Origin of the sequence: Nitratireductor rhodophyticola (assembly GCF_019891355.1) — a bacterium.
Taxonomy (GTDB): domain Bacteria; phylum Pseudomonadota; class Alphaproteobacteria; order Rhizobiales; family Rhizobiaceae; genus Nitratireductor; species Nitratireductor rhodophyticola.
In genome coordinates this window covers 1-24775 of the sequence record NZ_JAHSSF010000002.1, presented here as the reverse complement: position 1 = coordinate 24775, position 24775 = coordinate 1, and the positions used below count along the sequence as shown (strand labels likewise).

Here is a 24775-nt window from a genome sequence, read left to right as displayed (position 1 = left end):
ATGTTCTTGGCCGCAGCGCTCCTTGCCGCGACCGCACTTTCGCCGCTGCATACGGTCGAGGCCGCGGCGGAAACCGTACTCCGTCTTGATGAGGTTGCCGTTGGTGAACTCGATCCAGGCAAGGCAAGCGACTATGCGGACTCGATCCTGATGTTCAATGTCTATGACACGCTTGTGCTGCCCATTCAGGGCGGACCGGGTTATGCGCCGCACCTAGCCGAGAGCTGGGAAATGGACGGCACGGATTTCGTATTCAAGCTGCGTTCCGATGTTGCCTTCCAGAGCGGCAATCCGCTTACTGCTGAAGATGTGGTGTTCTCGTTTGAGCGCATGAAGGCGCTGGGACAGGGGCTGTCCTTCCTCTTCGAGAAAGTAGAGGGCGCGGAGGCCATTGATGAGCATACGGTCCGCTTCAAGCTGACCGAAGCCTATTCACCGTTCATCGCCTCTCTTGTGCGTCTGCCCATCGTCGACAAGAAACTGGTGATGGAGAATCTTGGCGACGGCGAAGGCGAGATGAAGGATTGGGGGCAGGCTTTCCTCTCCGCCAATTCCGCCGGAACGGGTGCGTATAAGGTTTCTTCGCACAATCCGCAGGAAGAAACCGTAATGCAGAAGAACGCCGACTATTTCCTCGGCGTTCCAGATGCCGCGCCCGATACTGTGCGTCTGCGCTATGGTCTTGAAGCAGCCACGGTGCGCACGCTGATTGCACAAGGCGAGCATGACATTTCCTCGCAATGGTTGCCGCCGGAAGTGATGAAGGCGCTGGCAGCAAATGGGGCGCAGCTCTTCACCGAGACCGGTGGCGGCGGCTTCTATATCAAGATGAACACCGCCAAGGCACCACTGGATGATGCCAATTGCCGCTTGGCGCTTGCCAAGACCTATGATTATGCAACGGGGCTTGCCATGGTTGCGATCACCGATGGTGTGGCGCAGGGCAGCCCTTCCACCGGTGCTATTCCAGCCGGCATGTTCGGTGCCAATCCGGCTGACCAGACATTGCAGCGCGACGTCGAGGCGGCCAAGCAGCATCTGGCCGAGTGCAAATATGATCCTTCCGAATTCACGCTGGAAATCTCCTGGATCGGCGAGGTGCCGATTGAAGAGCGGTTCGCCCTTCTGATGCAGGCCAATTTCGCCGAGATCGGCATCAAATCGGAGATCCGTAAGATTCCGTGGGCGCTTTTCACTGAACAGGTGACCAATCCGGAGACGACACCGCATATCTCGCAGATCTTTGCCAATGCGGTCACGGGCGATCCCGATACACTGCTTTACCCCATGTATCACTCTTCCGTACGCGGCACCTGGCAATCGCCGGAATATCTGGATGATGAACAGGTGGATGCTGCACTCGACAAGGGACGCAAGGCCGCAGCGCCTGAAGAGCGCGAGGCCGCTTATTCGCAGCTCAATGACCGCCTGATGGAAATCGCGCCGACGATCTATGCCTATGACCGCCAGTCGGTCTTTGCGGCAAGCGACCGGGTCAAGGTGCCCGCACTGCAAGACCCCGCCAAGGCATTCGGCCTCGATGGTATGGGCTTCAGCTTCCGGCTCATGGAAATGACCGGGCAATAGAGGTTGCGGCAGCCGGTTCGGCCGATCAAAAGGCCGGGCCGGTGCCCTTTCAACACATGGTGACGCAATGTCGTCTGTAACCCGCCTCATTCTGAAGCGGTTGGGGATCTCTTTGATCGTTTTGATCGGGGTTTCCATGCTGATCTTCACCATCGCCCGGATTATTCCGGGGGATCCGGCGCGTATCGCTCTGGGGCCCAGCGCGACGCCCGAGCAGGTGGAAGTGCTGCGCGAGAAGCTGCATCTGGATGATCCGCTGCCGCTTCAATATGGCTATTTCCTTGCCGATCTGGCGCGGGGCGATCTGGGCATTTCGCTCTACACGAACCGCCCGGTGACGGCCGACATCGCGCAGTTTCTGCCGGCGACGCTGGAGTTGGTGCTGGTGGCGGGGGCGATGATGGTGCTGATCGGCCTGCCACTCGGCATTTTGTCGGCGCGCTATCGGGATAGCTGGATCGACGGCACGGTGCGGGTGGTTTCCATCTTGGGTGTTTCGGCTCCGAGCTTCGTCTGGGCCGTGATTCTGATGTTGCTCTTTGCCTATTTCCTGCCGCTCTTCCCCATCGCCGGTCGCATCTCGGACAGCTATGCGATCCCGCCTCTTACCGGTTTTCTGCTGGTGGACACCCTGGCTGCGGGGAACATCGCGGCTTTCGGGAACGCTCTGTCGCATCTGGTGTTGCCGGCCTTCGCGCTTGCGCTTTCCGGCATTGGGCAGGCAGCCCGGTTGACGCGCGCCAATATGGTGGAGACCTATGACAGGCCCTTCATCGAGATGGCCCGCTCCTATGGTTTTCCCGAACGCAAGATCGCACGACGCTATGCGTTCCGACCCTCACTCATCCCCTCGCTCACCATAATCGGCCTCGATTTCGCGGCCATGCTGGGCAATGCCTTTCTGGTGGAAGCGGTTTTCGCCTGGCCGGGCCTGTCGCGCTACGGCGTGGCGGTGATCCTGCGCAAGGATCTCAATGCCATCGTGGGAACGGTGCTGGTCATCTCGGCCATGTTTCTGATCGTCAACATCATCGTGGATATTCTGATCGCCATCATCAATCCGCGCATTCGCCTGTCGCAGAGGTCCACATGAACCGCACGCTCGCGATCCTTCTGCGCAATCCGCTTTCCGCGCTCGGCGTCATCCTGATTACGCTGGTGGTTCTGGCTGCGATCTTTGCCGATGTCATCGCGCCATTCCCCGAGCATCGCGGCGCGGTCGTGGATTTCGTCAATTTCAACAAGGCCCCCGGCTGGCCCTATCTGTTCGGCACCGATCTTGTGGGCCGCGATCTGTTCAGCCGCATTCTCTATGCCTACCGGGTTTCGCTCATTCTCGGCGTGGTGGTGCTGGCAGTGGCCGTGCCGATCGGAGTAACCATCGGCCTTGCGGCGGGTTATCTCGGCGGGTGGACGGAAACGATCCTGATGCGGATCACCGATGTCTTCTTGTCCATTCCGCCCCTGGTTCTGGCCATGTCAATCATGGGGCTTCTGGAGCCGACTCTCTTCAATGGCATGCTGGCGGTCACAGCCATGTGGTGGCCCTGGTATACGCGGCTTGTTTACAATCTGGCGCGTGGGGAGCGCGAGGAAGGCTATGTGCTGGCGGCCGAGGTGATCGGGGCATCGCGCCTGCACATCATGTTCCGCGAAATTCTGCCCAATTGCGTGCCGGCCATCCTCACAAAAATGACGCTCGATCTTGGTTTCGTCATCCTGATTGCCTCTTCGCTTTCCTTTCTTGGCCTTGGCGTCCAGCCGCCGACACCGGACCTTGGTTCCATGGTGGCAGAGGGTGCGAAATATCTGCCGGATTCCTGGTGGCTGACGGTCTTTCCCGGTCTTGCCATTCTGGTGGCAGTGTTCGGTTTCAACCTTCTCGGCGATGCGTTGCGTGAAATTCTGGGGGTCGACGAATGAGTGCGCCAACACTTCTGATCCGCGACCTGCATCTGAGCTTTCGCACCTATACGGGCATCATCGATGTGTTGCATGGCATATCGCTGCATATCGCCAAGGGCGAGCGGGTGGCGCTGGTGGGCGAATCCGGCTCCGGCAAATCGGTCACCGCGCGGTTGATCATCGGCCTGTTGCAGATGGCGCGCGGCACGCGGGTCGATGGGCTGTTGCAATTTGAGGGGCAGGACCTTGAAAGCCTGTCGCCATCCGAACGTCATGCGCTGCGCGGCACGCGCATGTCCATGATCTTTCAGGACCCAACCTCCTCGCTCAATCCTGTCTATACGGTCGGCGCGCAATTTCACGAAGTGTTGCTGCGCGGCGCGCCGGGCATTGATGAAAAGGCCGCCATGGAACGGGCTGCAGCGCTTCTGGATGAGGTCCTGATCCCGGAGCCCGCGCGGGTTCTCGCCAGTTATCCCTTCCAGCTTTCCGGCGGCATGAACCAGCGGGTGATGATCGCCATGGCGCTGGCCAATGAACCGTCCCTGCTCATCGCCGATGAGCCGGGGACGGCGCTCGATGTGACTGTGCAGGCGCAGACCCTGAAGCTGATGCGCGATGTGGTGACCCGTCATGGCACCTCGGTGCTGTTCATCTCGCACAATCTGGGAGTGGTGCGCGAATTCGCCGACCGTGTCTATGTCATCTACAAAGGCCGTCTTGTCGAGCAGGCGCGCACCGAAGATCTGTTTGACAATCCGCAGCACCCCTACACGCAGGCTCTGATGCGCGCCATCCCGCGTGTCACCGGCGGTGGGATTCCGGATATCGAGGAAGCGTCGGAGCGCTTCCTCGATCCGCTGATCATTCATGAAGGCTGCGGCGAACCGGGAGAAGCGCAATGACAACTCCCCTTCTTTCTCTCATGGGCATCTCCAAAATCTTCCATGTGGGCGACCGCGAGGTGCGCGCGGTGGAAGATGTCTCCTTCGATGTCATGGAAGGCGAATGCCTTGCCATTGTCGGCGAGTCCGGTTCGGGAAAATCCACCATTGCCAACATGACGCTGGGCATCTATCCGCCCACCACGGGCACCATGACCTATCGCGGCGAGGTGTTGCCGGCGCGGCGCCTGGCGGAACATCGCCGGGCCATCCAGCTTGTGCAGCAGAACCCGCTGTCATCGCTTAATCCCAAGCGCTCCATCGGGGCATCGCTGCGCCTGCCGCTGGATGTCCATGACATCGGAGAAAAATCCCGCCGCTGGGACCGCACGGGTGAGCTTCTAGAGGAGGTGGGACTTCCCGCAGAATTCCGCTCGCGGGCTCCGGCCGCCCTTTCCGGGGGGCAGCGGCAACGTGTGGCAATTGCCCGGGCACTGGCGTGCCAGTCCGATCTGGTGGTGCTGGATGAACCCACTTCTGCCCTCGATGTTCTAGTGCAGGCGCGCATCCTGAAGCTGCTTGCAGAACTCAAGCAGAAGCGAAAACTCACCTATCTCTTCATCACGCATGACCTTGCCGTGGTGCGCAACATTGCCGACCGGGTGGCCGTCTTCGAGAAGGGCCGCATGGTGGAACTCGATACGGTGGAGGCCATCTTCACCCGGCCCGAACACCCCTATACGCGCGGGCTGATTGGCGCGGTGCCGGTCATCACACGCGAAGAACAAGAGCTGAAAGACAGCCTCACAAAGGAACCATCATGACGAAAATGCCCGATTACGCGTTCTTTGAGCGGGCGCTGGCGGCTGCCGATAATCAGCCCGCCACCACCTTCGATGCACTCTATCATCTCACGCAGCAGGTGGTTGATGTAAAGCTGTTCACGCTCATGAGCTTCGATTTTGAAGCCGGTGTCTCTGCGCGATTTTATTCCAACATGCCCGACGCCTATCCCGTATCGGGCACCAAGCCAGTGAACCAGACCGACTGGTCGCGCCACGTGTTGCAGGAACGGCGCATCTTTGTGGCCAATGACATCGAGGGTATCGCCAAGGTCTTTTACGACCATGAGCTGATCCAGTCCCTGGGCTGCGAGTCGGTGATCAACATTCCGGTGGAGCTGGCAGGCAATGTGGTGGGCAGCATCAACTGCCTGCATGAGGCCGGGTTTTACACCGCTGACAAGGTGAAGGCGGCAGAAGCGCTGAAGCTGCCGGGAGCAGCCTGCTTCATGCTTCAGGAACGGTTTGAACAGGAGGAGGTGGCCTGATGGCCGAGAAGACAATCCGCGTCGCGACAGATGTCGGCGGCACATTCACAGATCTGGTAGCCTTCGAGACCGATGAAAAGGGTGTTGCCCGCATCATCACGGCCAAGTCCGACACCACGCCGCCCAATTTTGAGCAGGGCGTGCTCAACGTGCTGGACAAAGCCGGGCTCGACCCCTCATCGGTGGATTTCCTCGCTCATGGCACCACGGTGGTTATCAACGCGCTGACCGAGCGCAAGGGCGTGAAGGTCGGGCTCATCACCACCGAGGGTTTTCGCGATACGCTGGAGATTGCCCGCGGCAACCGCCCGGACTTCTTCAACCTCCATTATGAGAAGCCTGAACCCTTCGTGCCGCGCTATCTGCGCCGCGAATTGCCGGGGCGCATGAGCTACCGGGGCGAGGAGATGGCCGCGCTGGAGCTTTCCGGGCTTCAGGCAATCCTTGATGATTTCAAGGCCGATGGGGTGGAGGCCGTCGCAATTTCCTTCCTGCACTCCTATGCCAATCCCGAGCATGAACAGGCGGTTCTGGCCAAGGTGAAAGAGTTGTGGCCGGAGGTTTCCGCCGTTGCCTCGCACCAGATCACCCGCGAATGGCGCGAATATGAGCGTACCAATACAGCGGTCCTGTCAGCCTATGTGCAGCCGATTGCAGAGCGTTATCTGTCGCGCCTTGCCGGCGGGCTGAAGGACAAGGGCTTTGACCGCAACCTCTACATCATGCAGTCCAATTGCGGTGTGGAGTCGCTTGATGTGGTCACGCAAATTCCCATCACCATGGTGGAATCCGGCCCGGCCTCCGGCTTTTGGGGCGCTGCGGAACTGGGCAAGCTGATCGGCGAGCCCAATGTTCTAGCGCTCGATATTGGCGGCACCACCGCCAAGTGTTCGCTGATCGAGGATGGTCAGGTCAAGATCATGACCGATTACTGGATCGAGCGTGAGCGCACCACGGCGGGCTATCCCATCATGGTGCCGGTGGTTGATCTGGTGGAGATCGGGAATGGCGGCGGCTCCATTGCCTGGGTTGATGATTTCGGCAAATTGCATGTGGGCCCGCAATCGGCTGGCGCAGCGCCGGGACCGGCTGCCTATGGGCGCGGCGGCACCAACGCCACCACCACCGACGCCAATCTCTGGCTTGGCCGCATCAATCGCGATTATTTCTGCGGCGGCGAGGTAGAGGCCGATATGGCCTCAACGGAAGAGGCCATTACCACGGTTGGCGAGAAACTCGGTGTCGATGCAGCCGAGGCGGCGCGTGGCATTATCCGCATCGCCAACAACAATATGGTCAACGCGCTGAAACTGGTCTCACTCAATCGCGGCCACGATCCGCGCGATTTCACGCTGGTCGCCTTTGGCGGCGGCGGCGCGATGCATGCAGTGGCACTGGCTGCCGAGCTGGGCGTGAGGAAGGTGGTGGTTCCGGCTGCGGCAGCCGTGTTCTCCGCCTGGGGCATGATGATGTCCGATTTGCGCCGTGACTACTTCGTCACCCGACTGGCGGATTTGAAACCGGGCGCTGCTGCCGGGCTGGAAACTGTCTTTGCCGAGACCGAGGCGCGCGCCCGCGCCCAGTTCGAGCGGGAAGGCGTTGATGCCGGGAAGGTGAAGTTCCTGCGTTACGGCAAGTTCCGTTATCAGAATCAGGAGCACACGACCGAAGTACTGCTAGAGGAAGGTGCCATCACTGACGAGCGCCTGGCGGCCATCGAAGTGGATTTCCACGAAACCTATGAGCGTGAATACACCTACCGGCTTGATGCGCCGGTAGAGATGGTGGGCATCCATCTGGTCGCTTCCGCCGAAGTGGGCAAGCTCACCATGGCCAAGCGCGAACCCACTGGCGCGGATACGAAGCTGGCGCTCAAGGGCCAGCGCAGCGTGGACTACGCACTGGAAGGTGTTCACGAGGCCAGCATCTATGATGGCACGAAGCTGGAATCCGGCATGACATTTACCGGCCCCGCCATCGTTGAGGACCCCGGAACCACCACCGTGATCCATCCGGGCAACCGGGTTGAGGTGGACGGCTATGGCAATCTCCATATTCACCTGAAGGGATGAGGCAGGCGACATGAGCAACAGCACCGCGGACCCCATCACGCTGGAGATCATCCAGAACTCACTACAAGCGACCGCCGACGAGATGTTTGCGGCGATGCGCAAGACGGCGATGAGCTCGATCATCTATGAGGTGCTCGACATGGGCACCGGCATCATGGATGCCAAGGGTCGCCTTGCCAGCTCCGGCGCAGGCATCCCGGCCTTTATCGGGGTGCTCGATAAGGCCGTGCAGGTGATCGTCGAGAAATTCAACAAGCCGGGCGAGATCGAGCCGGGTGACGTCTTCACCACCAATGACCCCTATTATGGCGGCGTTACCCATCTCAACGACATTGTCGTGGCGATGCCTGTCTTCGCCGATGGCCGGATCATCGCCTGGACTGCCAATATTGCCCACAATTCCGATATTGGCGGCAAGTCGCCGGGTTCGCTTTCAGCAGACGCGACAGAAATCTATCAGGAGGGCCTTCGTCTTCCGGCGATCAAGATTGTCTCTAAAGGCAAGCCCATCAAGCCGGTCTTTGAGATCATGAAGGCCAACTCGCGCATGCCGGACTTTCTGGAGGGCGATGTGTGGGCGGCCATCGCTTCGGTGCGCATCGGCGAGACGCGCCTGCGCGAAACGGCCGAGAAATACGGTGTCGAGATCTTTGAGAAAGCCGTCGATGCCTTCATGGATTTCGGTGAGAAGGTTTCGCTGCGCGAACTGAACAAGCTGCCGCATGGCACATTCGAGTTGTCCGAGGAGCAGGATGATGGGCGCATCTACAATGTGAAGATAACCATCTCGGATACGGAATTCCTGGTGGATCTGCGCGACAATCCCGATCAGGACGATGGGCCGACCAACACCAGCCGCGATGGCGTGATGGTCTGTGCGCAGATGATCTTCAAATCGCTGACCGATCCCTATTCGCCCTGTAACGACGGTTCCTTCCGCCCGCTCAGGCTTTTGACGCGCGAGGGCTCGGTGTTCCACGCGCGCGAACCTTCGGCCATCGGCTTCTATTTCGAGACGGAGGTACGCGTTTACGATCTCCTGTGGCGCTGCCTTGCCCAGCATGCGCCGGATCGTCTTGCTTCCGGGCATTTCTCATCCATTTGCGGCACCTTCATCGGCGGCATCCATCCCGATACAGGGCGTCATTATACGATCATCGAACCGCAGATTGGCGGCTGGGGCGCCAGCAAAGGCCGGGATGGCAACAGCGCCATCTTCTCCGGCTTCCATGGCGAGACCTATAATTGCCCTGCCGAAATCTCGGAGGCGCGCAACGGGCTGATCGTTGACCGCATGGAGTTGAACATCCCCGGTGGCGGCGAGGGGCAATGGACTGGCGGCCATGGCATTCGCCTTGACTACCGCATCCGCGTCGATGGCTCATTTCTAACCGCCGGCTACACCCGCGCCAAGGTTCTGCCCTGGGCGCTGGACGGGGGACGGGAGGGATCACCCAACCATGTGGAGGTGCTGCGCCGCGATGGATCAACTGAAAGCTATGCCTTCGTATCGGGGCTGACGGTGAACAAGGATGATGTCATCTCCATCCGCACCGGTACCGGCGGCGGTTACGGCGACCCGAAGGCGCGCGACCCTGAAGCCATCCGCGACGACATCCGCAACGGCTATGTGACAGCGGAGCGGGCGCGGGAGATCTACGGATTTGCGGGATAATCCCCTCGGGGAGGAGGAGCTGATGATGGAACCGTTAAAGGTGATGTATTTCAGTCCGGTTGCGGCTTCGCATGGGCATGACGAGATTTTTGCCCAGATGGCGCTCGATCATAAATTGCCCGATACGGAGGTGCATATCACCTCCATGCCGGAAACCGAGGGCCGCTTCAGCCATATCGAATTCCGTTCTTACGAAGCGATGGTCACGCGCGGCATCATACGTGCCGCGCGTCAGGCAGCGCGGGAAGGGTTCGATGCCTTCGCGATCGGTTGTTTCTACGACACAGCGCTGCACGATGCCCGAGAGATTTCAGGTGATATGGTGGTGACCGCTCCTTGTGTCTCTTCATGCGAGATTGCGGCCAGTCTCGCCAATCGGTTCGGTGTGATCGTCGGACGGCGCAAATGGGTGAACCAGATGGGTGCCACAGTGCGTGAGCACGGTCATGGTCACCGACTTTCAGGCTTCTATCACGTGGAACTGGGCGTGACCGAGTTTCAGTTGGACCACTCAGAGACCGAGCGGCGCCTTGTGGAAGCAGGCCGAAAGGCGGTCGAGGAGGAGTTTGCCGAGGCCATTATTCTTGGTTGCACCATGGAGGTGGGTTTTTATCGAGATCTTGAAAAACGCCTCGGTGTTCCGGTGATCGATCCTTCCATCGCTGCGCTCAAACGTGCCGAACATGCAGCGATCCTCAAAAAGCAATGCGGATGGAAGCCCAGCCGGCGCTGGTCTTGCGAGGCACCACCCGAAGACGAAATAGCCCGCATTGGCGGGTTTGATGAAGGCGATGCCTTCGGAAACAGGATTGTGGTGCAGGCCGCTGATCCGGCCCGAAGCGCCGCCTGACCCAAAATCACAGGAGAGAATCATATGAGCGATGTCGCCAAGCGCCTTGAGAATCTCAGGGCTAGAATGCGGGAAACCGAAACCGATCTGGTGGCGCTCGGGCCGGGCTCTCACATGCAATGGCTGCTTGGTTTTCACCCGCATCCCGATGAACGCCCCTGCCTGCTGCTGGTTTCGCAGGCGGGCGAGACCTTCCTGATGCCGGCGCTCAACGCCGAGGGAACGCGCGAGGACACCGATATCTCCTTCCATTGCTGGAGCGATGATGAAGGGCCGGACACGGCGATGGAGGCGGCGCTTTCTGCGATCTCCGCCAAGAATGCCAAATCTGTGGTGCTGGATGAAACGATGCGCGCTGATTTTGCGCTTCTGCTTCTGGGTGCACTGCCCCAGCCCCGCCATGCCTTCACGGCCGAAACGGTCGGCGCTCTGCGGATGCGCAAGGATGAGGATGAGTACAGCCTTATCAAAATGAATGCCGGCATCGCTGATGATGCGATGCAGAAAGCCTTTGCTGCCATCAAGCCCGGCATGAGTGAGAAGGAACTGGCGGGTGTCATCCGCGCGTACTTTGCCTCCGCGGGAGCCGTCACGCAGTTCTCCATTGTCGGCAGCGCGGCCAATGGCGCGTTCCCGCATCATCAGACGGGTGACCGCAAGCTTCAGGAAGGCGATGCAATTGTCATCGATATCGGTGCGCGCAAGCAGGGCTTTCCGAGCGATATCACCCGTATGGCCGTGGTGGGCCGCCCGCCCGAAGGCTATGGGCAGATCCACACCATCGTTGAAAATGCCGTCCGCGCGGCCATGGCGGCAGCCCGCCCCGGTGTGAAGGCGAAGGATGTAGATGCGGCAGCGCGCAAGGTGATCACCGATGCGGGCTATGGCGAGTATTTTGTTCACCGCACCGGCCATGGTCTTGGCATCGATGGCCATGAGCCGCCTTACATCACCGCTACTTCGGAGACGGTTCTGGAAGAAGGCATGGTCTTCTCCATCGAACCCGGCATTTATCTGCCCGGCCGTTTCGGCATCCGGCTTGAGGAGATCGTCATTTTGCGCGCACACGGACCGGAAATCCTGTCCTCTCTTCCGCGCGATGTTCACGTGGCGGAGGTCTGAAGTGATGGAACGGGAGGAGATTGACCCCATCACCGCATCGGTAATTCAGGCCAGCTTGACGGCAGCAGCGGACGAAATGTTTGCTGTCCTCCAGCGCACGGCCATGAGCCCCATTATCTATGAGGTTCTGGATGTCGGCACCGGCATCACCGATGCCCGTGGCGAGTTGGTGAGTTCGGGAGCAGGCATTCCTACCTTCGTGGGGGTGCTCGACAAGGCGGTGAAGCGCATCATCGAACTGACTGGCTTCGAGAATATCCGCGATGGCGACATGTTCGTCACCAATGATCCCTATTTCGGCGGCGTGACGCATCTCAATGATGTGGTGATCGCCCAACCGGTATTTGCGGACGGAGAGCTTTTTGCATGGACAGCCTCCATCGCTCACTGGAATGATATCGGCGGCAAGACGCCAGGCTCGATGGCCGTGGATGTCACCGAGATCTATCAAGAGGGTTTGCGCCTTCCGGCGGTGCGTCTGTTTGACGGCGGGGAAGAGGTGCGATCAGTCTTTGAGATCATCGCCGCCAACTCACGCCTGCCGGACTTTGTGCGTGGTGACCTATGGGCGCAGGTGGCCGCCAGCCGCAAGGCGGAAGCGCGTATTCGCCAGTTGGTCGAAAGCTATGGGCTGGACACTTGCCGCGCGGCGCTGGTCGATCTGTTTAAGGAAGGAGAACGGCGGGGACTTTCCGGGCTGTCTACACTTCCCGAGGGCAGCTACAGCATCGAGGAAGAACAGGATGACGGCGCGGTCTGGAAGGCCACTATCACGGTCACGCCCGAGCAGTTTCTCGTTGATCTGCGCGGGAATCCCGCTCAGCGTGCTGCGCCCTACAACACCAGCCGTGACGGGGCGATCATTTCCGCGCAGATGATCTTCAAAGCCTTGGCCGACCCGACCCTATTTGCCAATGCGGGCTCCTTCCGCCCTCTGGAGGTGATCACCGAGCCGGGAACGATTTTCCATGCGGAGGGCGATGCGCCGCATGGCTACTATTTCGAGACCCGCATTCGTCTCTATGACATGCTGTGGCGCTGCATGGCGAAGGCCTTGCCGGAGCGTTTGCCTGCCGGGCATTTCGCATCGATTTGCGGTACGGTGATTGCCGGCAACCACCCCGACACGGGGCGGCGCTTCACCATGGTGGAGCCCCAAATGGGCGGCTGGGGCGCAACGGCAGAACGCGACGGGTTGGATGCCATGTATTCCTGTAGTCATGGCGAAACCTACAATTGCCCAGTCGAGATCTGCGAGGCCCGCTACGGCATCGATGTCGGTTACAAGAAGCTGAATGACAGCGACACGGGCGGGGGCAGGCATTCTGGCGGACGTGGTTTGTCGGTAAGCTACCGGCCACGCGGCAGAACTGTGCTTTCGGCTGGCTACAGCCGCAACCGCGTGCCGGTTTGGGGATCGAACGGGGGCGCAAGCGGAGGCACCAACGGGCTCTCAGTGGTCCGCGCCGGTGGTCGGCGGGAGGACTATGCCTTTGCCAGTGGTGTCGAAATTAGTCCAGGCGATGAGATCATCGTACAGACCGCCAACGGTGGTGGCTGGGGCAGCACCTCGAACTAGGGTGCTGGCAATTGCGGCGTGGAAAAAAGCGGAGCGGCAAGTCGTTGCCGTTGGCGTCAGAGGTCACGCCTGCACGGGCGGCGGACACATCGGCAAATGCCGCGCCGGTGGTCGTGGTTCTGCGCTCGGTCTCGATGTCGGCACGTCTTGACTGGTGGATACGGTTCTCGCTGACCTGGCGAGCGACAGGAAGCGGCTGAGGCTTTGCGGCTGCTGATCGACAAGATCGTGCTCACTCCCGGTCCAGGACGTGGCGAGATTGATGCGACGCTTCACGGCGAACTGGATCAGATCCTGGCGTGGACGGAACGGCAAGCCCTTGGAAAGGCATCAAAAACAACAAAACCCCAGCAACTCATTGAGTTTGCTGGGGTTTTTTTGTGTCGTTTGGTTGCGGGGGCACGCAACCGTCGTAACCGAACAGAGCTACGATGCTTTGTATAAGCATATGAATAGCGGGGATGTTCCATGACCGACGAGAAACCAAAAAATCTGTCTCTCGAAGACATCGACGATGCCGAGTTTGTCCTATGGATGCACGATCAATTGACACGAGTACGTGACTTCCTCGTTCATCAAAATGTTGATGACGAAATGATCTCCGCCATGGATCAGGCGATCTTAGACAATGAACAATGGCTTTCAATTGAAGTCGCAGCCACAGTGCTAACCAGCACCACAGGGTCTGGCAGTTGTTAATCCCGCGATCTAAACATTTGGCAACCACGCAGAACGACTGCTTCGCGCCCCAGAATTAACCGTCCAACCTTCGTGGGCCAGCGTCCAAAAGCGGTCCACATTCACCGGTCTGAGGAATCAGTGCCGAGCAGGCGTGCACCCCGATAGCACACTCCCCCTAACACGTAAGTCTGCGTTCTTGGCCTTGCTCTTCAGAAGCCGCCGGTCCCCTCCCAGTCGCATGTGCGCGTTAGGACCTTTCAATAAGCATATATAACTCACAGTAGCTGTAAGTTCACTCACCCAATCTACACCAAAACAGCCAAGTGATGCAGATAGGAAATGCCCCACTACCGTCAGATCAACCTCCTGACCGCACCTGTCTCGGCGTGATACCTCGGTCTTTCTTCATTGACGCCGTGAGATGGCTTTGGCTGGAGAAACCGCAGAGTAAAGCAATCTCCGCTATCGGCATGTCGCTCTCCCGAAGCAGGCGCTGAGCATGATCAAGTCTGCGCTTGATCAGATACTGGTGTGGACGCTCACCAAACGTATTTGTGAAGGCAACAATAAAATGGCCTTGTGACAGGCCGCATTCACCTGCCAGATCGGCAACGCTCAACTTCTGCCTGAAGTTCTCCGACAGGAATTCCCGGATCCTGACTTCGTTTCGGCTCGAGAGCCTCCCTCCTCCCTGGCCTCTGGCGGGTTCAGCATTCCCATATTTACGCAGCAAATGTATGCCGAACACCGTGATCAACGAGTCAACATAAAGTTCGTTGACGCTGCTCCCGCTGATCAGCTCATCCCGGAATATCTGAGCCACCTGCAAGGCCCATCGGTCCGATGATACAGCGGGTGTGAACCTTATGTCCGTGATGCCGCCCCGGCACTCTTGTTCGGCGAGTTCTGCCAATCTTTCCGGTGGGATGACAACGGCAACGGTCTCTCGGGGACCCGGCCAGATCGTCCTTCCATTACTCCCCGCTGGGGCCACCCCGACCGCTCCGACAGGCACGTTAATTTCTTCGAGGCGGTCACTCCCGACGGTTGTACACACCTCGGCGACAGGACGAAGGAAGACTGTAATATAGTGGCTTTCGGCGGTTATCGACAGTTCGCCCGCTTCCCGAACGGAATGGGTGACACCCCCGTTTGGCGTCGCAACCCGCTTGCGTTGCTGCAAATCCGGAATGAAGGAAAAGAGGGTATCGGAACGTCTGCTAGACACTGTCGAACGACTGTGCTCGACTAGGAGATTGTCACGTATATTCAAGTCACGCCTGCTTCAAAGCTGGGAGCCCGGGTCCGTTTCTTCATGACAAGATGGCCCTGCGATTCCTCAAACGTCGCCTGAAGCGAACCTATCCGCAGGGGTGATCGGGATGCGACCAGCCACAGGTTGAAACATTCCTCCAGGACTCCACCAAGCCAACATGGCGAGCCATATTCATGGAAAGAGCATCACGGTATCTTAGCGATCCTCTACTCAGAACTTGCCGACCACGTTCAAAAACACGCCCTGATCGTCGAGCGTAAGGTCTCTCAGGTCGTCGGAGAAACGCCCGAAATTGTAACCCACACCCACTTTGAAGTTGTTTCCGACATGGCGGTAGAGTGCCGTCAGCGCACCGAAGTCGGTGGTGTCGGCCTCGGGCATGTGCAACACCCTGCCCTCAAGCAGAAGATCCCATTTCCTGATCACGTGCAGATCAGCCCGCAGGATGCCAAGATGCGCCGAAGAGCGCTGCCAGTTCTGCTCGAAACCCGTGCCCGAACCGCTTGCAGTGCGGTATTTCACCTCGCCATATCGGAAGCCGTATTTGCCGCCGATGGATAGCCAGGGCACCAGGTCATAGGTCACGTCGGCAGACAGAATGTGGCTGCGCTGGGCTGGCGCATAGGCATCGCCCGTAGCGCCGCTGACAAGCTGGTTGTTGCCGGGCATGTCGTAGAGCCAGGTGTATTTGAACAGCGCGTTGAGCCGGTCATGATCGACCGGTCGATAGGCGTAGCCCAGCGACGCCTCCACATAGTCGGTATCCTTGAACGAAGTCACCGTCGAGCGTGTGTCGGAAAGGACCGCGTCGATATTGGCCATCAGGCGCCAGTTCTCACTGGTCTTCCAGGAAACGCCCGCAGCGAACAGATATGTATTCTGGTCGCGTGTGCCATCGTCGGAATCCTCGATGCGAACCTCGCCACGGACCCGCGCGGTGATGCCAGCTTCTTCATCCTTGTAGGCCACGGCCAGTGATGGCGCGTAACGGTCAAAGTCGGAACGCTGAAGGCCGGTCCCCGGGTCGATCGTGTCGTCGCGCACCCGGCCAGCCTCGAACCCGGCATCCACCGTCCACACGTCGTCGGGCGTGTAAATCACGCCATAGGTCTGGGTGAGCGCGCGACGTTTGCCAAACATGTCGTAGCTGCTTTCGGCATAGGCCGAGGCCATGTCGTCCATGCGCCGGCGCATGCCGGCCACGATGGCTCCCCTGTCGGAACCGACAAGATCATGACTGCGATTGAGATCGAAGGCACGGTCAGGATCGAGCCTGTAGCCGATATAGTAGTGCTCATCGTCATTGGGGTCGTAGTTGAGGGCGGCGAGAGCGCCGAGCCCGTGGGTGCCGTAGGAGAGCTCTGCGGCAGCACCGACCGTTTCCGTCAGCTGAACCTCCGCACCGATACCGATGCGGTCGTTGCGGTCAATGTCGCCTGAGCGCTCCAGCGTCGCCTGCCCGAACACATAAACAAGATGATCGTCGTCAAAGCGATGGTCAACGCGGATACCGGCATCGAGACGGGAGCCATTATAGCCGCTTTTGCCTGCCGAAATGGCGCGTGGCGACATGAGCTCGGTGTAGGAAACACCGAAGGAGACCTTCCAGTATTCATCCACCTGCCAGGCAATCGAGGACGTGCCGTCGCGCTTGATCTGGCCATCATCGTCGCGGAAATCGTCATAGGCGAGCTTCAGCCCAACCCGGTCGTTCAAGGTAAGATCGGCATGCGCACCCCATATCCGCTTGTCGACATTCACCTCGTCGTAAAGCGTGGAGAAGCCGGCCTGCTTTTCCTCGTAGTAGCCGCCGAGCGTTCCCTTCATGCCGGCGCTTTCGATGTCTTCCAGATCGACCTGACCGCGCACCCGCCAGGCCATGGCCGAGCGATCACGGCTGCCTGCCGTGCCGAAATCACTGGAGGTCAGTCCACCATCCGTCGAGCGTGAAGAGCCAAAGCCGGGACCTTTGGAATGCGCCATTTCCGCTTCAAGAAAGGTGGTTTCTGAATGACGCAGCTCGATGTCCGCGCCGAGCGCCTGCTGATCGGCAAGCCCGGTCGTTTCATTCATCCCGGTCACGCCGACACGAACCCTGTCGTTCACCCAGTGCTGGGCGCGACCGCCATAGACATAGCCGTCCACATCCCCGGCCACCGGCTCGAACTCATATTGCGCTGTCAGATAGACCTTGTTGCCGCCGAGCGCCCCGTTTCGAACCGGAGCATCGGTTCCCGTGGAGGAGGAGAGCGGCCGATGCAGGATGATGACGCCCTGCATGTAATCAATGCGGTAATCCTGTCCGAACTGCAGCGCGCGGCGCTCGACGATGCGGCCGGTAACCGCATCGCGAATTTCGACGGTGACCGTTTCTGAGCCCTCGACAATGTCCTGGCGTTTCAGGAAATAGGCCGAGCCGCCGGTGGCGAGAAAGGCCTCCCGCTGCGGCAGCGTGTTGGGCTGGGCAGCATAGAGCGTCACCTCGGTGCGCCGTTCTCCGAAGGTGGTGCTGTCTTCCGAGCGGTAGACCGCATTGGCGCCATAGAGCCCGCGCTCGGCCCTCAAAAACTCTGTTCCGGTAATGCTGGTCTTGTAGTTGCCCCACATGACATGGCTGTCGCCACGCTCGAGCCTGACATAGAATTTCCCCTTCGTGGGCGCGTCTTCCACCAGGGTCGAATCGTCGCCATAGACCGGGTAGTAATCGTCCGGGTCGAGCCGTCGTAAAAGCTGCCGTGGATCCTTGCCATCTAGATCGCGGAACATGTTCTCTATGTCGTCTTCGCCGGTGTCGGCTGCCGCCGTCAGCAGATACTCGCCCTTGATCTTTCCCTTGAGGTAGAAGGCCAGCCGTCCCTTCGAATAGACATTGTCATATTCGCCAGGCCGCACGGCTTCGATATCGTCATCTCCCATGCGCTTGCCGATGGTGAGATCCGCCAGGCCGACATAAAACCACTCATTGTCGGGAATGTTGATCGCACGGTTGAAATGTAGACCGCCGCTCTTCCCTCCTCCATTCAACGAGACATTCACATCATGATCGCCCGGCGGCAGAATGCGGTTCACGACGAACGTCCGGTTCGGATCGACCGGGATTGCCTCGCCAAACGCCTCGACCCCATAACCGGCCGGAACATTCCGGCCATAGACGGTGACCACGCCACCGCGCACCGGAATGTTGCGCACGGCCGTACGGTCCTCGCCGAAACCGGGTGCCGTGGCCTCGGCTTTCAGCCTGACATTCCTGTCGCTGCGCGACAATGGCAGCGCTTCCGTCTCGTCAGAACGTCCGCGGCTGTCATAGACCCTGAGCACGTAGCTGAAATCGGCCTCATCGCCGCTCGTCGGCATCGACCATTGTGCTTCACCATTGGCCTTGACGGGTATCACGGCAAGGGGCCTTGTTTTCGCCCGCCCGGAATCCAGCGTGCGAATGCGGATTTCGGCGCGCTCGATGAAGCCCGGATAATTGCTTGAAGCGCGAAAACGCACCGTCTCTCCAGGCCGGAACCGGCTGCGACGCGATGCGGTGGCCACATTAAGCAACGGCTCGGCCTCAAGTCCGTCAAACTTGATCTGAATGTCAACAGCCTGAAGATCGACATCCGCACGACGTTGCCGGTCGACCGGTTTAGCTGTGACCGACGGCGACGCACTGGCACCCGGCAGCCGCTGCTCACGCTCGACAGTCTCGCCGTCAACACTGATGGAGAAGGGTATCGAGCCCTCGTCAGCCGTGGTTTCACGTTCGGTGTTCTCTGCGATCGGCAGAGTGCCGGCCCCTGGACCGTCATTGGCACTGGCCATTGCCGGCAGAGCCGCAGCACCGATCAGCGCCGTTCCTGCGAGAAGGAGAGTCCGGTTGCCAAAGAGCCGCATGGAGACCCGCTTCAAACGAATGATAGCGCTCATTGTCCCACCTCCACACGCGTCTCGATTTCAAGCCGATAGTTTGCGCCTTCCGCGCGCCAGTGGCGCTCGATCAGGGCTTGCAACGCGTTCACCCGCGCCCTGGCCAGCTCCAGATCTGCGTTTGCATCGATGTAGCTGAGGCGCAGAACTGATTCTTCCGTGCGCAACACACCGATCAGCCGGTTCACGCCTTGCGCCCACTGCCGTGCAAGGTCAGTCCCACCCGGTTCGAACGCCTCATCCTTGAGGTCGAGCCGCACCACGCGCCCGATCGAGGCCCCGAAGTTGAGCTTCGTCATCTTGCCGGCGGTGAGCCGCACCACGCGCGGGTTCTCCGTCGTCAAGCGATAGCCCGTCGGCAGCGTCCGGGTGTCGAGCTTCATGATGAAGTTCGAGCCGATACGCTGGTCCGGCAGCATGGCGCAGGCGACATGGAAACGGCCATGCTGGTCGGTGGTGACAAGCCAGCCCTTGACCGTGGCGATCCGCACGCCCGGCAGGCCCGGCTCGCCCTCATCCTGATAGCCATTGCGATTGACGTCGTCGAACACCTTGCCGATGACGTCACCGCAGTCGAACACCGGCTCCACCAGAATTTCGACCACGGCCTTTGCAACCGGCGCAAGCCGCGTCCCGCCGGCATCGGTGACCGAGGCAGAGTTGGTGTGCTTGCCCGGCCCCGCTGAGCTGAGCGCCAGCATGCTCAGACGGAACTCAACCGTCTGGTGGCCGGCAAGCGAGATGTTCTCGAAGCGCACCGTGTGGCCGCCCACCACGGGCGTTACCTTGGCGCCATTGATGCTCGCCGAACCTGCGACATAGCGAAAACCCGACGGAAGTGTGTCGGTTACGGTGAGGCCTGTGACCATCGAGCCGGAATGATTGGCCAGCCGGATCACGAACGGAGCTTGCTCGCCCCGACGGATGCTGTGCAGCAGCGCAATCTTCTCCACCGAGACATTGCTGGTGGCTGCGGGCAAGGCCAGGAGGGAGGCGCTTTCATTGGAGTCCACCGGCTGACCGCTCACGACATTGCCATTGGCATAACCGCGTGCAACCGCCTTGTTCTCCACCGCATCGTGCACGCCGGCAGCCAGATCGATATCCGACCCCGTCAGGGAATAGGTGGCGGTAAAGACCTGCTCGCCCCCCGGAGACAGGATGGCCTGTCGCGGCGTGAAATCGGACAGGGTTCCAGCGCCCGCCCTGCCCGAAAATGTCGGACCATTGTCGACCGGGACAACATCCTGAAGTTCGACATTGCCGTCATTGCGAACGGTGAAGGTATAGCGGATCAGGTCACCGACACTGGCAACACCGTCGCCATCGGTGTCCTCATATATCCCAGTCTTGGACAGTACGAGCCGGGCATCCTGTGCCGTCGTTACAACGCACTGGCTTGAGGGACAGGCGGGATCCGGTGAGCCCGGTTCCTTGGCGATGTTCCTGAGTTCGGTCACGCCCGCCGGCAGCGGGTTGGCAACACGAACTTCCGCCGTGAGAACGAGCGTTCCCGGGCTCGAACCGTCATGGGCAGGAACGGTGAGACCGCTCCAGTCGATGGATGTCGTGTTGTCGACGCCGCCATGGGTGGCCGAAACGAAGACAGTGTTAGGATCGAGCACGTCCTGGACCGCGTAGTTGCTTGCCAGGCCACCGTCATTTGAGAGAGTGATTTCATAGGTGAGCGTTTCGCCAGGTTCAGCCAGGCCGGCAGCGACGCCGTCCTCCGCGACCAGCGCCTTGATGATCGTCACCTTGTTCTCCAATGGGGTGACGACACATTGTTCTGAGGGACAGACAGGGTCCGGATCACCCGGCGTTTTCGCAATATTGGCGATCTGAGAAGCACCGGCCGGCAACGGGTCGGCCACCAGAACCTCTGCAGTCAGCACAAGCGTACCTGGCGTACCTCCCGAATAAGCGGGAACCGTCAGGCCGCTCCAGTCGATCGTTGTCCCGTTGTCGGCACCACCGTGCGATGCGAAAACAAAGGTTGTGTTGGGATCGAGCCTGTCCTGAACGGAGTAGCCGGTCGCTTCTCCTCCGCTGTTCGTGAGCGTTATGGTGTAGGTGAGCGTTTCACCTGCCTCTGCCACCCCGGCCTGTGTGCCGGTTTCACCAGTGAGTGCCTTGGAAATCGTGACAGAGCCCTCGGCGGGTGTCACGGCGCAGTGGAAGGATGGACAGACAGGATCGGGGTCGCCGGGCTTCTTGATGATGTTGGAAACGCTGGGAACACCGCTTGGCAGCGGATCGGCCACATCTACATCCACGGTCAGAACAAGTTGTCCGGGATTGGCACCATCATGTGCCGGAACGGTAAGACCGGACCAGGCAATATGATCGCCGGATAACTGGCCGCCATTGCTTGCATTGACGAAGAGCGTGTTTGGATCAAAGTAGTCTTCGACCGCGAAATTGGTCGCTTCGCCACCCTGATTGGTCAGGGTGATCGTGTAGGTGAGTCGCTCGCCCGCTTCCGCGGTATTCGGCAGACTGCCGCTTTCACCCGTCAGGGCCTTGCGCATGGAAACCTTCGGCGCTGCCGGCAACGTCACGCACTGATCGGAAGGACAGTCTGGATCAACGGTGCCTGTCTCCTTGGCAATATTGGTCAAAGACACGATGCCATCCGGTAGCGGATCATCGACTTCAACCGTGATGGACAGGACAAGCTCTCCAGGGTTCGTGCCGTCGTGTGCAGGGACCGTCAGGCCGGACCATGTGTAGTTGCCGCCGCTCGGTGAACCAGTGGGTGTGGCACTGACGACACTGGTGTGCGGGCTGAGCACATCATCGACGGAGAAATTATTGGCGACCCCACCTGTGTTCGTGAGCGTGATCTCGTAGGTAAGCTGTTCGCCGGGTTCGGCAACATTCAGTTCCGCGCCGCTTTCGTTCGTGAGCGCCTTGACGATGGAAACATTGCCTGCCGTAGGTACGGTAGCACATTGAGGCGATGGGCAAGTTGGCTCCGGCTTGCCGGGCTCGAAGGCGATATTGGTGAGGCGGTTAACGCCCGCCGGCAGTGGATCGACAACATCGACCACCACCTGCAACGAAAGCGTGCCTGGGGTGCCACCGCTGGCGCCAGGAACGGTCAGATTGGTCCAGTCGACCTGCCCGCCATTGGGGGCGCCGCCTGTAAAAGCGCCTGCCGGGGTGGAACTGACATAGGTCATGTTCTCATCGAGGCGATCGCGCAATGCATAGGTCGAGGTGGCACTACCCAGATTGGTGAGAAGAATCTCATAGGTAAGCCGCTCTCCCGGTTCGGCAGTGCCGGCCAACGTGCCTCCGCTTTCGCCAGTCAGATTTTTTTCGATTTCGATATGGGGCGGCGGTGGGATGACAACGCATTGCGATGAAGGACAGGCAGGGTCCGGATCGCCCGGACGCTTTGCAATATTGGCAACCTCATCGCCGGGCGAGAGCGCATTCACGACAACACTCACCGTCAAGACCAGTTCGCCGGGTGTGCCGGCATCCTGTGCCGGCACCGTTAATCCCGTCCAGCGAACCTCATTGCCGGAAGGCGTGCCGCCATTGTCCGCGGACGAAAACGTGACCTTGCTGTCGAGAATATCGACAACTTCATAATTGGAGGCCGTGCCGCCGGTGTTGGTGAGCGTGATCTCATAGATCAACGTCTCGCCCGTTTCAGGGGTGTTTGGTACGGAACCGGATTCTCCAACCAGCGCCTTGGCAATCGTCACCGACGGAGGGATATCATCATTGGTAATGGTGCAGACTGCACTGTCCCCGTTGGAGAGGGTCAGGCTGTTGCTTACAGTCGTGGCCCCACCATTGGTCGAGCAGCGATAGGTTCCTGCCGAATACCCGGCGACCGGAACCTCGCCGAGCGTGTAGCTGCCAGCGGCAACGGGTGCGGCTGTGACGGATAGATCGCCGGTGGCTCCCGAAATGCTGGTGGGGCCCGAAGCCGTCAGGGTGAAATCCCCGACCCCGCTCGTTCCGCCGTCATTGTTCACCACGGTCTTGCGCAGCGTGAGCGATGCCGGATCATCGTCATTGGTGATGGTGCAGACTGCCGTGTCGCCATCGGCGAGCGTTATCGTATTGCCCGAAATCGGAGAGCCGCCGTTGACCACACAGCTGTAATCGCCGGGCGAATAACCCGACACGGCCACTTCACCGAGCGTGTAGGTCCCGGCGGTGACGGGCGCATCCGTCACCGCTGCATCACCGCTTGGGCCGGAAATGTTTGAGGGACCGCTTGCACTGAGGGTGAAATCCGAAGCGGTCAGCGTCCCGCCGTCATCGTTCACCACATTCTTTTCGAGCGTCAGAACTGGACGGGAAATGTCCGTATCGGAGGCTGTGTTATTGCTCAGGTCAGGATCCGGGGAAGCTGAGGGGCTGGTGACAGTGACGGTGTTGGTCAGAGCGCCTCTATGCGAGTCGGGCACGTTGAGGGTCAGGGAAAACACAACGCTGTCGCCCGACGGAATGCTGATCAGGGCGTCATCGATGGCATTGCCATTTGCCGCGGTTCCCGACGATGAACCGCAGGTCGCACCGCCAGTCGCTGTACAGGTCCAGTTCGCAACAGTGATCCCCGTTGGCAACGGATCTCGTACAACCGCATCCTGCACGCCGAAGGGGCCCTTGTTGTTCACCGTAATTGTGTAGACGGTGTCCCCCGACGTGTAGACTGTCCGCCCATTGTCCTTGGTGATTTCAAGATCGGCAGCATATGCAAATGGAGCCGTGGGGCACTTGGCGCCGTCATTGTTGCCGGAGCCTTGAAGATCGGAGATGAGCGTGGCTTTACCAGTGTTCAGATTGAACTGATAAAACCCGCCGTCATTACTGGCACCGAAAACGCCATTCGGTGCCCCGAACATGCCGCCAAAGCCACTGTTGGAAACGCCTGTATTCCCGATATCGGTCACAGTGCCGGTGTTGGGGTCTATGGAGCGTAGGGGACCGTTGTTGTTTGCTGCGGTGTAAAGAAGCCCATTATGCCAGGCAAGATCGTGTGCGACGACACGCTGGCTCAGCGTCTTGTATGTTGCCGTCCTTGTATTGACGTTGATCCTGTATATCCGCCAAGCCTGCGCGACGTAATACGCTCCGCCGGGACCAAACTCACCGGCGATCGAGCCTGAAGGGAGTCCGGAAATCGGACCCAAATCCTGTACACTGCCGTCACTCCCGATCCTGAGAAGGTTGGTCCCCCGGAGCCCATAAATATAGTTGTCAGCAGGATTGAAGCCGATCGCGTTATACGTCATCCCCGAGGCGGGCCCGATCGGGTTGACGATGAACGGATTGACCGAGGTATCGAAGCTGAACAGCCTGGTGTTGGAATACTGCGCCAGATAAGTATCGGCGGTACAACCCGGAAATGCCGGCTGCGACTGAGCCTGCGCGTCGGTGCTCCCCGCTACTAGAAAACAGCCGGCAAAAACCAGCATCGCTGCCGCTAGGCAAAGCCGTAATCGGCTTATAAGCGCACTGCAGCGAACGTCGAACGCGCGCAATTCACCCGTCGGCAAAAACGGCTTTGGCATAGTGATGGCCCCCTCGAGTGTCACAGATCGGGACCAAAGCATGCGTTGGAGATGAAAACCTTTCGCCGCGGCTTCATCTCATAGCTGGCCCGAGCAAATCACCTCGGGAGTGGGCGTCAGAACTAGACGTCCTGTCTTTCAGAAAATCAGGGTTCCTGTCAGAATATTCCGGTGAGGTATCTACAAGGGAGATGTTTGGGTGAATATACCGTTGACCTGCTCCTTCGTTGAGGAACAGGCTAACCCAAAATCGGGAACATCTCAGAGGGGCAGGTCAATATAGCGGCTTGCACGCTTGTTTCAGGCACAACAAAACCCCAGCAACTCATTGAGTTTGCTGAGGTTTTTGTTATGCTGAT

16 protein-coding genes are annotated in these 24775 nt (G+C 59.6%); 13 read left to right on the top strand and 3 right to left on the bottom strand.

Translation table 11 applies throughout. The annotated features are described in order from the left end of the window. The 13 genes from KUG85_RS05900 (at window position 1) to KUG85_RS05840 (ending at window position 13703) form a co-directional block, all read left to right on the top strand. Window positions 1-1587, top strand: a complete 1587-nt coding sequence (locus tag KUG85_RS05900) for an ABC transporter substrate-binding protein (RefSeq protein ID WP_223004531.1) — start codon at window positions 1-3, stop codon at window positions 1585-1587. Window positions 1588-1654: 67 nt separating this feature from the next. Next, window positions 1655-2680: an ABC transporter permease gene (locus KUG85_RS05895; RefSeq protein ID WP_223004530.1), complete on the top strand. Its 1026-nt coding sequence runs from the start codon at window positions 1655-1657 to the stop codon at window positions 2678-2680. Further along, complete coding sequence (locus tag KUG85_RS05890) at window positions 2677-3510, top strand: ABC transporter permease (RefSeq protein WP_223004529.1); 834 nt, start codon at window positions 2677-2679, stop codon at window positions 3508-3510. Before KUG85_RS05895 ends, KUG85_RS05890 begins: the two co-directional genes overlap by 4 nt. Next, the gene (locus KUG85_RS05885) at window positions 3507-4397 is read left to right on the top strand and encodes an ABC transporter ATP-binding protein (RefSeq protein ID WP_223004528.1); all 891 of its coding nucleotides are present in this window, start codon (window positions 3507-3509) and stop codon (window positions 4395-4397) included. The genes KUG85_RS05890 and KUG85_RS05885 overlap by 4 nt, the downstream gene beginning before the upstream one ends. Continuing rightward, complete coding sequence (locus KUG85_RS05880) at window positions 4394-5200, top strand: ABC transporter ATP-binding protein (protein WP_223004527.1); 807 nt, start codon at window positions 4394-4396, stop codon at window positions 5198-5200. Before KUG85_RS05885 ends, KUG85_RS05880 begins: the two co-directional genes overlap by 4 nt. After that, entirely contained in the window at window positions 5197-5706 is a 510-nt protein-coding gene (locus KUG85_RS05875) for a GAF domain-containing protein (RefSeq protein WP_223004526.1), read from the top strand. The genes KUG85_RS05880 and KUG85_RS05875 overlap by 4 nt, the downstream gene beginning before the upstream one ends. Continuing rightward, on the top strand, window positions 5706-7778 hold the full coding sequence (locus KUG85_RS05870) for a hydantoinase/oxoprolinase family protein (RefSeq protein WP_223004525.1): 2073 nt from the start codon (window positions 5706-5708) through the stop codon (window positions 7776-7778). The genes KUG85_RS05875 and KUG85_RS05870 overlap by 1 nt, the downstream gene beginning before the upstream one ends. A gap of 10 nt (window positions 7779-7788) precedes the next feature. Next, complete coding sequence (locus tag KUG85_RS05865) at window positions 7789-9453, top strand: hydantoinase B/oxoprolinase family protein (RefSeq protein WP_223004524.1); 1665 nt, start codon at window positions 7789-7791, stop codon at window positions 9451-9453. A 22-nt stretch (window positions 9454-9475) separates the two neighbouring features. Continuing rightward, the gene (locus KUG85_RS05860; RefSeq protein ID WP_223004523.1) at window positions 9476-10303 is read left to right on the top strand and encodes an aspartate/glutamate racemase family protein; all 828 of its coding nucleotides are present in this window, start codon (window positions 9476-9478) and stop codon (window positions 10301-10303) included. A gap of 24 nt (window positions 10304-10327) precedes the next feature. After that, complete coding sequence (locus KUG85_RS05855) at window positions 10328-11425, top strand: M24 family metallopeptidase (RefSeq protein ID WP_223004522.1); 1098 nt, start codon at window positions 10328-10330, stop codon at window positions 11423-11425. Continuing rightward, entirely contained in the window at window positions 11403-13004 is a 1602-nt protein-coding gene (locus KUG85_RS05850) for a hydantoinase B/oxoprolinase family protein (RefSeq protein ID WP_322098559.1), read from the top strand. Before KUG85_RS05855 ends, KUG85_RS05850 begins: the two co-directional genes overlap by 23 nt. A 44-nt stretch (window positions 13005-13048) precedes the next feature. Further along, entirely contained in the window at window positions 13049-13204 is a 156-nt protein-coding gene (locus KUG85_RS05845; protein WP_223004520.1) for a hypothetical protein, read from the top strand. 268 nt (window positions 13205-13472) lie between these two features. Next, entirely contained in the window at window positions 13473-13703 is a 231-nt protein-coding gene (locus KUG85_RS05840; RefSeq protein WP_223004519.1) for a hypothetical protein, read from the top strand. 340 nt (window positions 13704-14043) lie between these two features. On the opposite strand, the gene KUG85_RS05835 is transcribed toward KUG85_RS05840, so the two are convergent. The 3 genes from KUG85_RS05835 to KUG85_RS05825 form a co-directional block, all read right to left on the bottom strand. Next, entirely contained in the window at window positions 14044-14598 is a 555-nt protein-coding gene (locus tag KUG85_RS05835; protein WP_223004518.1) for a helix-turn-helix transcriptional regulator, read from the bottom strand. A 573-nt stretch (window positions 14599-15171) separates the two neighbouring features. Beyond that, window positions 15172-18876, bottom strand: coding sequence for a TonB-dependent receptor (locus KUG85_RS05830; protein WP_223004517.1), 3705 nt, complete (start codon window positions 18874-18876; stop codon window positions 15172-15174). Continuing rightward, a complete protein-coding gene (locus KUG85_RS05825) occupies window positions 18873-24320 on the bottom strand; it encodes a DUF6923 family protein (protein WP_223004516.1) in 5448 nt (1815 codons plus the stop codon). Before KUG85_RS05825 ends, KUG85_RS05830 begins: the two co-directional genes overlap by 4 nt. Window positions 24321-24775 lie beyond the last annotated feature (455 nt).

What these genes read in the sequence shown, in the direction of transcription:
- KUG85_RS05900 (WP_223004531.1), top strand. Translation starts at nt 1, where the DNA reads ATGTTCTTGGCCGCAGCGCTCCTTGCCGCGACCGCACTTTCGCCGCTG.
- KUG85_RS05895 (WP_223004530.1), top strand. Translation starts at nt 1,655, where the DNA reads ATGTCGTCTGTAACCCGCCTCATTCTGAAGCGGTTGGGGATCTCTTTG.
- KUG85_RS05890 (WP_223004529.1), top strand. Translation starts at nt 2,677, where the DNA reads ATGAACCGCACGCTCGCGATCCTTCTGCGCAATCCGCTTTCCGCGCTC.
- KUG85_RS05885 (WP_223004528.1), top strand. Translation starts at nt 3,507, where the DNA reads ATGAGTGCGCCAACACTTCTGATCCGCGACCTGCATCTGAGCTTTCGC.
- KUG85_RS05880 (WP_223004527.1), top strand. Translation starts at nt 4,394, where the DNA reads ATGACAACTCCCCTTCTTTCTCTCATGGGCATCTCCAAAATCTTCCAT.
- KUG85_RS05875 (WP_223004526.1), top strand. Translation starts at nt 5,197, where the DNA reads ATGACGAAAATGCCCGATTACGCGTTCTTTGAGCGGGCGCTGGCGGCT.
- KUG85_RS05870 (WP_223004525.1), top strand. Translation starts at nt 5,706, where the DNA reads ATGGCCGAGAAGACAATCCGCGTCGCGACAGATGTCGGCGGCACATTC.
- KUG85_RS05865 (WP_223004524.1), top strand. Translation starts at nt 7,789, where the DNA reads ATGAGCAACAGCACCGCGGACCCCATCACGCTGGAGATCATCCAGAAC.
- KUG85_RS05860 (WP_223004523.1), top strand. Translation starts at nt 9,476, where the DNA reads ATGATGGAACCGTTAAAGGTGATGTATTTCAGTCCGGTTGCGGCTTCG.
- KUG85_RS05855 (WP_223004522.1), top strand. Translation starts at nt 10,328, where the DNA reads ATGAGCGATGTCGCCAAGCGCCTTGAGAATCTCAGGGCTAGAATGCGG.
- KUG85_RS05850 (WP_322098559.1), top strand. Translation starts at nt 11,403, where the DNA reads ATGTTCACGTGGCGGAGGTCTGAAGTGATGGAACGGGAGGAGATTGAC.
- KUG85_RS05840 (WP_223004519.1), top strand. Translation starts at nt 13,473, where the DNA reads ATGACCGACGAGAAACCAAAAAATCTGTCTCTCGAAGACATCGACGAT.
- KUG85_RS05830 (WP_223004517.1), bottom strand. Translation starts at nt 18,876, where the DNA reads ATGAGCGCTATCATTCGTTTGAAGCGGGTCTCCATGCGGCTCTTTGGC.
- KUG85_RS05825 (WP_223004516.1), bottom strand. Translation starts at nt 24,320, where the DNA reads ATGCTGGTTTTTGCCGGCTGTTTTCTAGTAGCGGGGAGCACCGACGCG.